A 12368-nucleotide genomic window follows, 5' to 3' on the forward strand; every position below is an offset into this window, starting at 1 on the left:
CAACTGCGATTGAACAGACAATAAATAGTACTATTATGACTTATATAGAGTGGTTTATCTTTTTTTTAGCAATACAAGTAATTCATTTTTTAGGTACTTGGAAATTATATGTTAAAGCGGGTAGAAAAGCATGGGAAGCTGCAGTGCCTGTCTACAACGGAATTATTTTAATGCCAATTATAAATAGACCAAAATGGTGGATAATCTTATTATTTATACCAATTGTAAACCTATTAATGTTTCCTGTTATTTGGATTGAAACTATTAGAACTTTTGGTTTCTATAAAAAATTAGATTCGTTATTAGTTATTGTTACTTTAGGTCTGTATATTTTTTACATCAATTATGCTACAGAAGCAAAGTACAATGCAGAAAGAAGCTTAAAACCACGTTCTGAACTAGGTGAATGGGTTAGTTCTATTGCTTTTGCAATTATTGCGGCAACTTTGGTACACACTTATTTTATGCAACCTTTTACCATACCAACTTCTTCTTTAGAAAAGTCTTTATTGGTAGGAGATTATCTTTTTGTAAGTAAGTTTCATTATGGAGCTAGAGTTCCATCTACAGTAATCGCTGCACCAATGGTACATGATTCTATACCATTTACAGGAATTGCTTCTTACTTAAAAAGTCCACAATTACCATATACACGTTTACCTGGTTTACAGCAAATTAAAAACAACGATATTGTTTGTTTCAATTGGCCTGCAGATACTTTAGCAACCATGTGGGGAGATCATTCTGGTAAATTTACATACAAACCAGTAGATAAAAAAACCAATTATGTAAAGCGTAGTGTTGGTATTGCTGGAGATTCTTTAGAAATTAAAGATGGTTACGTATATATTAACGGACAAAAAAATAAATTACCATACAGAGCAAAAATTCAATTTTACTATACTTACGAAGCAAAATCTACAATTGATATAAATAACTTTCCAAAGTTTTTAATCAATAAAGATAGAACGAATGTATATAAGATTTTAAATGAATATTGGAACAACCCTAAGATTCAGGAAGCTTTTGAAAAAAGTGCAGACCTATCTAAAATAGATTCAGACTCTTTATATACAGAAGTTGCAGGACGTATTTCTCAAGGGTTAGCTAGCCGCTTAAAAATGACCAATGTGGCTAACAAAATAAATATTAATTTAACTGAAGAAGAGTTTACCCAACTAAAAAAACTTCCTTCTACAGTATCTCTAAAAAAAGTAAATTATAGAACTGATGTTGGTATTTTTCCTCATATAAAAGAAAATCAATGGAGCCAAGATAATATGGGCCCAATTTATATTCCTAAAGCTGGAGCAACTGTAAAGATTAATGCAAAATCATTACCATATTACGAGCAAATTATTAAAAATTACGAAAACAACGATTTACAAATTGTTGGTGACAATATTTTTATTAATGGTGAAAAAGCAGATTCTTATACCTTTAAGCAAGATTATTATTGGATGATGGGAGATAACAGACACAACTCTTTAGACGCACGCTATTATGGCTACACTCCTTTTGATCATGTACTTGGTAAACCCGTAATGATATGGTTTAGTTGGGATGCAAACGCACCTACTATGGGAGCAAAGATAAAATCTATTCGTTGGGACAGAATGTTTACAACTGTTGGTGGCGATGGAGAACCTGTTTCTTATAGATATATTGTTTTTGGATTAATAGCGCTATATATTGGATATAGTTTTTATAAAGGAAAGAAAGCTACAAAATAGTATTCAGTTTTAAGTAGCGGTTTCTAGTTTTTAGAAATAACAAGTTAGAAATCACTACTAAAGCAGAGATAAAAAACATTAAAAATGTCACTATTTATACCCACTTATTTTGGCCCAATTTCTCAATATACTGAGATTGTAAAATCTGATGCTGTTATTTTTGAAATGGAAGATAATTTTCAGAAACAAAGCTATAGAAACAGATGCTACGTTTATAATTCTAATGGAAAACAGTTATTAAACATTCCTGTTAAAGATAAAAATAAAGGTACTTCTCAACGTAAAAAAACAAAAGATTTATTGGTAGACAATGACGCTATTTGGCAAGATCATCATTTAAAATCGTTACAAACAGCTTATAGAACCTCTCCTTTTTACGAGTTTTACGAAGATGATTTGATTAAAATATTCCAGAAAAAATATACATTTTTACAAGACGTAAATATAGATACACATCTGTTTATTACTGATGCATTACAAATTTCTCAGCAATACTCTAAAACTCAAGAATACCTTGTAGAAACTACAGAACCTGATTTTAGAGAACTGGTAAATGCTAAAAATAAACCAAAAAAAACAACAGAATCTTACATACAGATGTTTGATGACAAGCATGGATTTATTCCTAATTTATCAATTTTAGACTTAATCTTTATGGAAGGACCAAATGCAATTAGTTATTTATAAATAAAAACTCTTCTTTAATGAATATTTTGTCCTTTTTTATTAATAATTTCCATAAATTACCTCCTAAATCGTATCAAAAATTTTTAGAATTAACAGAATTAAAAGAATTTAATAATAAAGATACTTTAACTAAAACTGGAGATAAACCCACCGATTTATATATTTTAAAAAAAGGAATTGTTAGATCTTATTATGAAGATGAAAATGGAAAAGAATACATAAGAAGTCTATTTGTACCTTTTAGTTCTACAGGTTCATTTGGAGCTTTAGTTTCTAATAAAAACTCTTTGTTAACCTACCAATGTTTAACTGATTGTGAATTATATGTTATAAATTATAAAAAATTAAAAGAACTCGCTTTAGTTGATAATGACATTGCAGTTATGTATGCAAATGCTTTGGAAAGTATTTTTTTATTATTCGAAAAAAAGATATATAATTTATCCGTTTTAGATGCAACAGAAAGGTATAAAGAGCTAAAAAAAGAAATACCTAATATAGAAAATATTATACCACAGTACCACATAGCATCATATTTAAATATTTCTGCTGTGCAATTAAGTAGAATTAGAAAAAAAATATATTCAAAATAATTCTATTAACATAGGTAAAGAATAAATAAACAAATTATATCTAAATTAGCAGTGTAAGAATTCTAAAAACCCCCAAGAATTACTACCCCTAAAATAAAGGTTTATTTTGTAAAAAGAGTAAACCTTTTTTTATGTCAAAATTTATAATACATTATACCCTACATTTTATAATACCTGCTCTTATAGCCTATTTATTTTTTAAAGATAATTGGAAAAAGGTTTACTTCATCTTTTTATGTTCTATGTTAGTAGATTTAGATCATTTATTAGCCACTCCAATTTTTAAAGAGAATAGATGTAGCATTAACTTTCACCCCTTGCATTCTTACATAGCTATAGGCTTTTATACAGTAGGTTTGTTTTTAAAAAAAACCAGAACACTCTGTATTGCATTGTTATTTCACATGCTTACAGATTATATAGATTGCTATTTATAATATTTTTTTAAAAGTAAATCAAACTCATTAGAAATATTAAGTTTAAGCACTATAACGATATACACTACCGTTATTAAAATGCTTTTTAAAGCAATATTTATAATAGGATGAACAGGAAACTTCCATAAATAAATATCACTTATTGTAAAATCCCAAAAAATAAAAGCAAGATAAAGAACAGTAATTATTACAATCATTTTTAACGACTTGTCTGTAAAAGGTGTCATAGAAAACTTACGTTTTACAAAAAACAGTTTAAACGTATTTGCTAAAAAGATAACGATTAAAGTTGCCAATGCTAATCCATCTGTTCCCATATCTAATTCATAATAAAAAAGTTTATTTAAAAGGTAAACCGATAACGCCATAGAAATACTAATGGGTAATGTAATCTTGTAAAACTTAGAATTGTTTATGATTGCTCCATTATTCCCTAAGAAACCATTATATAGCTTCAGTACAGAAATCATAAGAACCACCAATGCACCACCACCATATTCTTTAGGAAGTAAGTTAAATAATTGACCAACGTTTGCATTTATCAAGACAAAGAAAAGGCCACTAATTAATAATAGGTTAATAGAACTCTTTTTATATAAGGAAGCTACTTCCTTATGATTTTCTTCATTTAATGTTTTAGATGTTAAAGGTTGTAAAATGTTTAACATTGCTCTACTTGGTGCTTCTATAAAAGAACCTATAAAAACGGCTACTGAATAATAAGCTGCAATAACCAAAGATTCTTTACCAGGTATCATAAATTTATCAATATCTAAAATGATGGCTCCTGCACTTCCTGCCAAAATAATATAGCCAGAATAACGAATTACTTCCTTAAAGTTATCTGGTCTAGAAAAGGTGAATTTTGGCGTATATAATTTTAATGCATAAAACATCATTATAAACATTCTTAGAAAATAAGCACCGGTTAAATAATAAATAAATTCCTGCTTTGTTATCAACTCAAAGTAAACTGCAAATAACAAAATCATTACCATTACACGGTTATACAGCTCTTTTAAAATATTACCAAATACAGACTGAAACTGAACTTTAGCCCAAGAATAAAAAATCTCGAAATAAGAACAAGCAACAGCTACTAGATAAATAACAACCGTATAATCTTTTATAATAGGATTTTCTACGGATAAATAATCTCCTATTTCTTGATAAAATAGGTTGCCAAAATAAGCGATTGGAATTGCAATGAATAGTGGTAAAAAAAGTACAGATGACAAGAAACTATCTTTCTCTTCTTTTGTAAAATAGCTAGAAAAAAACTTTACAATGGTGTGGTGAATTCCTAATGCAATTAGCGGCATTAATAAATTAGAAGTAGATAACAGAAAAGTCACCAAACCATAGTACTCATCTTCTAAAAAACGAGTATATAAAAACAAGGTATTAATTCCGCCAAAGGCAAAACCAAGATAAATAAAAAGTGTGTTTTTTAAAGACTGTTTAAATACAACTCCCATATTACGAATGTAAACTTTTAAGAATCAAAGCCAACTCTTTCGTCAAAGCTTTTCTGTGAAATTTCTCAATATTTTTAGAGTTCACATGTAAACTTCCTTTTTTATATTGACGATATAATTTTAATATTTCTAAAGACATTTTTTCTTCATTATTAAAGTCAATTACAACACCTGCATTTGTTTCTTTTACTATTTCTGATAAATCTCCATCTTCTGGTCCAATTGCTAAAATAGGTCTTTTGGCAGTTAGATACTCAAATAGTTTTCCTGTTAAAATTCCTTCTGACTTTTCTACATTCGGAATTAACAACAACAAAACCTGAGCATTCTGCTGATATGCTATTGCTTTATCATGCGCAACATATCCAATAAAATTGGAGTTCTCTGTTAAGTTATTTTTAGAAATTTCGTCTCTAACTTCATCAGAAATATCACCAATAAAATTCAATTTTAAATCATTCTTAAAATCAGCACTTTGCAAGCAAAGATCTTTTAAAACTTTAAACAACACCTTAGGATTGCTTTGTTTTGGCAACAAACCGATGTAGGAAACAGAAAAATCCGTATCTAAAACACCTGTGCTATTGGTTAAAACTTCATCATCAAAACCATTAGTAATCACTTCTACTCTACTCGCTTTTTTAGCAAATTCGGTTTTTAGAGCATTACTAACCGTTAATACACAATCTGCATTTTTTAAAACTTTCTCTTCTAATTTTTTATTTCGATTTTTCGCAAAAGACAATTGCTTAAAATCTTTATTATAGTACAAATCTGTCCAAGGATCTCTAAAATCTGCAAGCCATTTTATGTTGTTTTTTTGATGTAATTTCTGAGCAATTAAATGCATACTATGCGGCGGACCAGTAGAAATAATTGTATGAATATTATTGGAATCTAAATACTTTTGAAGATATTTTACAGAAGAATTTACCCAAAATACTTTAGGATCTGGAATAAAAAAATTCCCTCTTATAAATGATAAAATCCCTCCATTACTTGCATTGGAAATCCCACTTTTCTGAGGTCTATTCTTTTTCCAAAAAAGAACATCTGTAGGTTCCCAAATAGGTTGTTTTAAAACTACTATATCATTAGGGACTTCATTAATTAAGGTGCTATCTTCCTTCGGATACTTTACATTATCAACCGTATACACAACAGGTTCAATGCCAAATTCTTGTAAATATTTTACAAATTTTAACCAACGCTGAACGCCAGAACCTCCTGCAGGCGGCCAATAATATGTAATTATTAATACTTTCAAGATGGTAGATTATCGTATAAATGTAGCAGTTTTTTAGAAGTCTGCTCCCAAGAGAATTCATTTTCTATAAACTCTTTTCCGTTTTGTCCTAACTCATTTCTTAATTCCTCATCCTTATAGAGCGTTATAATTTTATCAGAAAAATCTTTAACATCTCTGTCTTTATGAATTAAACCTGTTTTATTGTTCTCTACAACTCTTTTTTGAGCCGTAGCATCACTCACTAAAAGTGGTTTGGCTAAACTCATATATTGAAAAATCTTATTTGCATACGCAACATCGTGTTGTAAGTTTCTATGCAAAGGCGAAATACAAATAGCACTAGACAAAATATAAGATTGAAATAAAGAAACATTTTGCCAACCTTCAAAATCTACAAATTTTTCTAATTTTAAGTCGGCTACCTGTTGTTTTAAAACAACATCTGTCGTATTCTTTCCTACAATAACCAACTTAATATTTGGGATGGTTTCTTTTAAAGAAGTTAGAGATTCAATGGCAGTTTGCAAGCCTCTTCTTAAATGGGTGTCTCCTAAATACAAGAGTACAAAATTGTCTTTATATCTCTCTAAAATCGTTTTATCAATTTTATAATCTTTGTAAAATGACTCTCTAATGGTATTAGGCACTAAAACTAACTTTTCTTTTACAGATGGAATTCTTTCTACCAAATTATCTAAAAATTCAGGAGAAACCGAAATTACTTTATCTGCTTTTTCAATAAATTCCTTTTCTTTCTTTTTCCATTTTGCTGGTGAAATAATATACTTTCCTGGAAATTTCTGCAAGTGCGGATACAATTTCATCACTTCTGGCATGTTGTCATGCAAGTCTAAAACTACAGGTACATTGAAAGATTTGTTTGCATTAAAAACAGCTTCTGCAATTCTAATGTCATGTATATGTAACGCATCAATTTTAGTTTCTTCTATAAATTGATGAATCTTTTTTTTCATCAAAACACCATAAAAAGGGACGGTATACGCTAAAGCGGATAATTTATATTCTAGTTGATTTGAAACAAATCTTTTAACCTGAATTCCATTTATAACTTCAGACGATTTTTCATTTCCATATTTTAAACAGAACAGAAAAACATCATGACCTGCTTTTACTAAAGAAACGGCTTCGTTTTCTACCCTTGGATCAGGCGGAAAAGGAGCATCTAAAATCATCCCTATTTTCATTGTTTTTCTTTCTTCTTTTCATAAAAAAACCAACCCGCTGTTATCAAAATTAACAACGCATAAGAAGCTAATGAAATAATTTTTCCTTGCTGAATTACTTTTGGCTCAAACTTAAATTCAATCGTATGTTCTCCGGCAGGAATTGTCATTCCACGTAACACATAATTTACACGAACATGAGGCGTTAATTTTCCATCAACATAAGCATTCCAACCATCTTTATAATATATTTCAGAGAAAACAGCAAACTGATCTTTCAATGTTTTAGCTTGATATGTTAACGTTGTTACATCGTAATTTAAAAGCTCTATTTTGGCAGTACTATCAATTTCTTTAGGAAAAGTAATTTGATTTCCACTAGCAACATCTTTCTTATAAACAGCAGTATTTTTTGTGTTTAAAGAATCTAATGCAAGCATTTCTTTATTTGCAGAATCTACAATTTTTACACGTTCTACAAACCAAGCATTTCCGTTAGCATCTGGGTTTAATTGCGATTGCTTCTCTCCTTTATCATTACCAATAATAAAATATTTGGTATTTAACATGTTTAAAACTTGCATGTTATTTTTGGCAATTTGAAAATCGAATAACTCTTGATAGCGACCTAACTTCGCTGCGTGATACCCACCAATAGATTGATGAAAATAAGATGTACTTCCATCATTCATTGGGTTTACCGTAAAGTTACCAACTCTATAATGACTTTTATCTTGTAAAATAATTTTATCTGCTGTTGAAGCTATAAATGGTTTATCAATTTTTCTTGCAGATTTAAAATCATCTTCATTGACATATTTTTTATCAACAGAAATTAAATCGAATAACAAAAAGACAGTTAATGCTAAAATAGCAACACCTTGTTTTAATTTATCCTTTAACAACATCCATAAAATACCTGCAGAAAGTATCATTAAAAATAAAGAACGCAATGTATCTGTAAATAACATCGATTTTCTATCAGAAATAATAGCATCTGCTAAACCAGGTAACTGTTTATATTGTGCATCTCGTATTCCTTCAAAAGTAGAAAACCCGTGTGCTAATAAAAAACCAACAATAATTAATCCTCCAAAAGCATAGACTGCTTTTTTTAATCCGTCTAGTTTTTCATCCGAAGAAATCTTAGACGAAAAGAATTCTTTTAATGCTAATATTCCTAAAATAGGCACGCATAATTCTGCAATTATTTGTATCGAGGATACTGCTCTAAATTTATTGTACAACGGAAAATAGTCAATAAAGAAATTGGTTAAAACATCAAAATTTCTTCCCCAACTCATTAAAATTGAAAAAACGGTTGCAGTAACTAACCATTGTTTCAAGCGTCCTTTTACTAAAAATATCCCTAAGAAAAATAGAAAGAAAATTACAGCACCAATATAAGCGGGTGCTTCAACAATATTTTGATCTCCCCAATACGTAAGTGCTTGTTCCGAGTATTCTTTAGCAGCATTTCTACCTGCTTTTTCTTCTAAAAGTTGATAAAAATTAGAACCTTCACCTAATTTTTCTATGGTTCCTCCGCCCATATAACGAGGAATGAATAAATTAAAAGTTTCTAATTTTGCGTAACTATATTCTGTAATATAGGCTTTATCTAAACCTTTTGTAACTTCTTTTTTACTTCCATCTGGCGTAATGGTCAATTCAGATTTCCCTCTGGTACTATGATCTGCATATTCTTTCATAGCCATTAAACGAGGTGCATTTGCACCAATACCTAATAAAACTGCAGCAAAAATTATGGCAACTTGTTTTATAAAAGTAGGAATAATTTTTTCTTTAATTGCATGAATAAATTCTACAATACCTAATATGATTAGTGCAAAACCTAAATAATAGGTCATCTGAGGATGGTTGGTATAAATTTCTAAAGCCATTGCAACTCCAGTCACCATAAAACCAAGTATATATCGCTTCTGAAAAATCCATAACAATCCCGCCAAAATCAACGGCATATAAGCAATTGCATGAGCTTTTGCATTATGTCCTGCTCCAAAAATAATTATTAAATAGGTTGAAAAACCAAAGGCAAGAGATCCAAAAACAGCCAATCTCCAATTTACTTTCAAAGCCATCATTAACACAAAAAAGCTTAAAAAATATAAGAAAGTATAATCTGCAGGTCTTGGTAAAAAACGTAAAGTTCTGTCTAATCCTCTTACAAAATCATTCGGATAATAAGCACTTACTTGATACGCCGGCATTCCACTAAAAGAAGCGCCTGTCCAATAAGGTTCTGTGTTTTTATCTGCTCTAAAATCATTAATCTCTTTTACCATTCCGGTAAACTGAGTAATATCTGACTGATTTAGTTTCTCTCCTTTTAAAACAGGATGAAAATAGATAATGGATGCCAAAGCAAAAATTGCAATAGCACCTAAATAAGGTAAAATTTTAGTAAACTTCATAAATTAATCTATTGAGTTATACGTTTAGCTTCTGTTTTATTTGATTTTGATAAACTGGTTTGGCAACTACCATTCTTTCAATTGTTTTATGAAATATACTTTTCTGAAATTGAGATCTATTAATTCTAAAACAAAATTCATCAAAATAAGCTTGAATATGCCATTTACTTACATGAGTTGGTATTGCTCTAAGCCAAGACTTAACTTGCATAATCATGACATGTAATTGTTTAAAGTTAGCACCATTATTACTATAGATTTGCTCAATGTTATAAACTTCTTTCAAAGGTTCATATCCTCTCCATTTATCTGTTATTATTTTAGCAGATTTACTTATGTGTTCTTCAAAAATTGGTGTTAATGATTTTGCAGAATAGTCGTTTATAGATTTAATGTAAACTCTTTTCACCTTATTGTTATCTGTTAATTCTACTGCAATTACGGCTTTTTTCTTTTTTGTATCGTAACTCCTACCTTGTTTTCCTTCTTCTTTTCCTCCAACAGTAAACTCATCAACATGAATTAAGGTTTCTAGAGGATATTTTTGACTACTTTTCATTGCTTTACGAACTTTTTGCATAAAATACCATGCAGTTCCTTGACGAATACTAAAGCGTTTACCCATTTGAATACTTGAAGTACTTTTACTATTTGTGCTCATTTCAAAAGCAACACAAAACGCTTTTTGCAATCCAAATTTAACTTTATGAAAAAGTGTATTTGCAGTAGCACTTTCTACATGATGGCAAGCATAACAGTGATAATTATATCCAGCTTTTTCACAACCTTTTGTATGTCCACATTTACTACATTTAAAACCATCCTGCCATTTTATTTTTGATAAATAAGCTTTACAGGCTTCATCATTTGGTAGTTCTTTTATAAAGTTTAGTATATCTTGACCTTCAAAATTATCCATATATCAATGTTTTAAAGCTATAAGATACGGAAACTAAATGACTAACTCAATTAATCTATTTCCTCAAAATCCACATATTCACCAACAGAGTTTTTACTTTGCTGTTGATTCCCTGGAGTTTTATCAATTACTGTTTTCCCTTCTGGCACAGTATTTTTTTGCGGTTCTTGTTGTTGTCCGCCACCGTATTGCTGTTCTGCTTTCTTTTTAATTGTTTCAGCAGCTTTTTTAATTAAAAAAGGTGCGAATAACTTTGCTAAAAACTTAAAAGCATAATAGCAAAAAACAATAATAGCTATGGTTCTTAATAATCCCATTCAAATATTTATTTATAAAAAAATCAATCAAAAATAACAATTTGAATACAATTGGAGCGTTTACAAACTATAAAACTTTCATAAACTCAAAAAAGTATCGTTTGCTTTTATAAAATAGCATTTTTATACTATGTTTGTGTAATAAGTAGATACTGCCAATAATATATTATCCTAATTTATGAAAAACCTTTTCCTGAAATTTTTTATTACGCTCACCGTATCCATAACCTACTCTACACAAGCACAATACACAGATGTAATAAACTCTAATAATCCTGGTTTTTCAGAGAGTCCTTATAGTGTTGGTACAGGCGTATATCAATTTGAAACTAGTTTTTTCTACAAAAAGACGAATATAGAGCCTACTTTTTCTATACCAGAATCTTTTGGAGCAGATTTACTTTTTAGAACAAGTTTTTTTCTTGAAAAATTAGAATTAAATGCGCAGTTAACCTACCAAAAAGACGAAGTTACGTTTAATAACATTTTTACATCACAGTATTCAACTTCTGGATTGAGTAAATTTACAATCGGTGCAAAATATTTGTTATTTCAACCAGAATATACAGATAAAACAAAAGAAGTAAGAAGTTGGAGAAGGCGACATGCTTTTGATAAGAAACGATTAATTCCTTCAGTTGCTTTGTATTTAGGGGTAAATACAGATGAAGTAAATGACATTTATAAAACAGGAAGCGTTTCTCCTAAATTAGGAATTTTATTACAACAAAACATTACAGATCGATTTAATATTGTTTACAATGGATATTACGATAAAATAGGAACCGATTTCTTTGAACTTTCATACATTATTACCGCTACACAGAACTTAAATTACAATTGGTCTGGTTTTATAGAACACCAAGCAATTTTTAAAAATGAGCAAAATAATTTAAATTTAGGTGCAGGATTAGCGTATCTTATTAATGAAGATTTTCAAATTAACACCTCAGCTAGATTTCTAAAAGAAGGAAAATCTAAAGGCGTTTATGGTAGTGTAGGTATTTCATATAGAATAGATAGTCATTCTGATTCTTATACAGATTTAGACGATAGCGGTAAAGTAATTAAAGACACGCCAATTAGCAGGTACAATAAAAAACAAAACGGTTTTTTCTCTAGAATGTTTAAGAAAAAAGACAAGAAGAAAGCTGTTAGAAAAAGAAGCAGAACAAGAACTTCTACAAAAGAGAAAAAAGGGGGATTTTTAGGTCTGTTTGGGAAGAAAAAGGCAAAAAAAGAAACGGATATAGAAAAACTAGAAAGAGAAATTAAAGAGCTCGAGAAAGAAGTTGAAGAAGATTAAAATAACAATTAGAAATACTATTTTTGTAAT

Annotated in this window: 11 protein-coding genes; 5 read left to right on the forward strand and 6 right to left on the reverse strand. The window is 29.4% G+C overall.

All coding sequences use genetic code 11. The features are described 5' to 3' along the window. Positions 1–35 precede the first annotated feature (35 nt). The 4 genes from lepB to KV700_RS06445 all read left to right on the forward strand — a co-directional run bounded on the left by lepB (position 36) and on the right by KV700_RS06445 (position 3450). A complete protein-coding gene (gene lepB / locus KV700_RS06430) occupies positions 36–1733 on the forward strand; it encodes a signal peptidase I (RefSeq protein ID WP_218599545.1) in 1698 nt (565 codons plus the stop codon). Positions 1734–1817: 84 nt separating this feature from the next. Continuing rightward, positions 1818–2420, forward strand: a complete 603-nt coding sequence (locus KV700_RS06435; protein ID WP_218599546.1) for a WbqC family protein — start codon at positions 1818–1820, stop codon at positions 2418–2420. Between the two features lie 17 nt (positions 2421–2437). Further along, positions 2438–3013 carry a Crp/Fnr family transcriptional regulator gene (locus KV700_RS06440; RefSeq protein WP_218599547.1) on the forward strand — a complete coding sequence of 192 codons (576 nt, stop codon included), beginning with the start codon at positions 2438–2440 and terminating at the stop codon, positions 3011–3013. A gap of 131 nt (positions 3014–3144) precedes the next feature. Further along, positions 3145–3450 (forward strand): DUF6122 family protein, encoded by a 306-nt coding sequence (locus tag KV700_RS06445; protein ID WP_218599548.1) that lies wholly within the window; start codon positions 3145–3147, stop codon positions 3448–3450. On the opposite strand, the gene KV700_RS06450 is transcribed toward KV700_RS06445, so the two are convergent. The 6 genes from KV700_RS06450 to KV700_RS06475 are packed head-to-tail and all read right to left on the reverse strand — an operon-like array spanning position 3441 to position 11032. Then, complete coding sequence (locus tag KV700_RS06450) at positions 3441–4928, reverse strand: lipopolysaccharide biosynthesis protein (protein WP_218599549.1); 1488 nt, start codon at positions 4926–4928, stop codon at positions 3441–3443. The genes KV700_RS06445 and KV700_RS06450 overlap by 10 nt on opposite strands. A gap of 1 nt (position 4929) precedes the next feature. Next, complete coding sequence (locus KV700_RS06455; RefSeq protein ID WP_218599550.1) at positions 4930–6195, reverse strand: glycosyltransferase family 4 protein; 1266 nt, start codon at positions 6193–6195, stop codon at positions 4930–4932. Beyond that, positions 6192–7382: a glycosyltransferase family 4 protein gene (locus KV700_RS06460; RefSeq protein WP_218599551.1), complete on the reverse strand. Its 1191-nt coding sequence runs from the start codon at positions 7380–7382 to the stop codon at positions 6192–6194. The genes KV700_RS06455 and KV700_RS06460 overlap by 4 nt, the downstream gene beginning before the upstream one ends. Continuing rightward, positions 7379–9796, reverse strand: coding sequence for a YfhO family protein (locus KV700_RS06465; RefSeq protein ID WP_218599552.1), 2418 nt, complete (start codon positions 9794–9796; stop codon positions 7379–7381). Before KV700_RS06465 ends, KV700_RS06460 begins: the two co-directional genes overlap by 4 nt. 16 nt (positions 9797–9812) lie before the next feature. Then, complete coding sequence (locus tag KV700_RS06470; protein ID WP_165734421.1) at positions 9813–10715, reverse strand: IS1595 family transposase; 903 nt, start codon at positions 10713–10715, stop codon at positions 9813–9815. Positions 10716–10765: 50 nt separating this feature from the next. Further along, complete coding sequence (locus KV700_RS06475; RefSeq protein WP_165732817.1) at positions 10766–11032, reverse strand: DUF4834 family protein; 267 nt, start codon at positions 11030–11032, stop codon at positions 10766–10768. A gap of 178 nt (positions 11033–11210) precedes the next feature. Here KV700_RS06475 and KV700_RS06480 point away from each other — a divergent pair, with 178 nt between their 5' ends. Then, on the forward strand, positions 11211–12338 hold the full coding sequence (locus KV700_RS06480) for a transporter (RefSeq protein ID WP_218599553.1): 1128 nt from the start codon (positions 11211–11213) through the stop codon (positions 12336–12338). Positions 12339–12368 lie beyond the last annotated feature (30 nt).

Origin of the sequence: Polaribacter sp. NJDZ03, from assembly GCF_019263805.1 — a bacterium.
Lineage (GTDB): Bacteria > Bacteroidota > Bacteroidia > Flavobacteriales > Flavobacteriaceae > Polaribacter.

Bases quoted from the DNA above. Each gene is read 5' to 3' on its own strand.
- lepB (WP_218599545.1), top strand. From the start codon at position 36: ATGACTTATATAGAGTGGTTTATCTTTTTTTTAGCAATACAAGTAATT.
- KV700_RS06435 (WP_218599546.1), top strand. From the start codon at position 1,818: ATGTCACTATTTATACCCACTTATTTTGGCCCAATTTCTCAATATACT.
- KV700_RS06440 (WP_218599547.1), top strand. From the start codon at position 2,438: ATGAATATTTTGTCCTTTTTTATTAATAATTTCCATAAATTACCTCCT.
- KV700_RS06445 (WP_218599548.1), top strand. From the start codon at position 3,145: ATGTCAAAATTTATAATACATTATACCCTACATTTTATAATACCTGCT.
- KV700_RS06450 (WP_218599549.1), bottom strand. From the start codon at position 4,928: ATGGGAGTTGTATTTAAACAGTCTTTAAAAAACACACTTTTTATTTAT.
- KV700_RS06460 (WP_218599551.1), bottom strand. From the start codon at position 7,382: ATGAAAATAGGGATGATTTTAGATGCTCCTTTTCCGCCTGATCCAAGG.
- KV700_RS06465 (WP_218599552.1), bottom strand. From the start codon at position 9,796: ATGAAGTTTACTAAAATTTTACCTTATTTAGGTGCTATTGCAATTTTT.
- KV700_RS06470 (WP_165734421.1), bottom strand. From the start codon at position 10,715: ATGGATAATTTTGAAGGTCAAGATATACTAAACTTTATAAAAGAACTA.
- KV700_RS06475 (WP_165732817.1), bottom strand. From the start codon at position 11,032: ATGGGATTATTAAGAACCATAGCTATTATTGTTTTTTGCTATTATGCT.
- KV700_RS06480 (WP_218599553.1), top strand. From the start codon at position 11,211: ATGAAAAACCTTTTCCTGAAATTTTTTATTACGCTCACCGTATCCATA.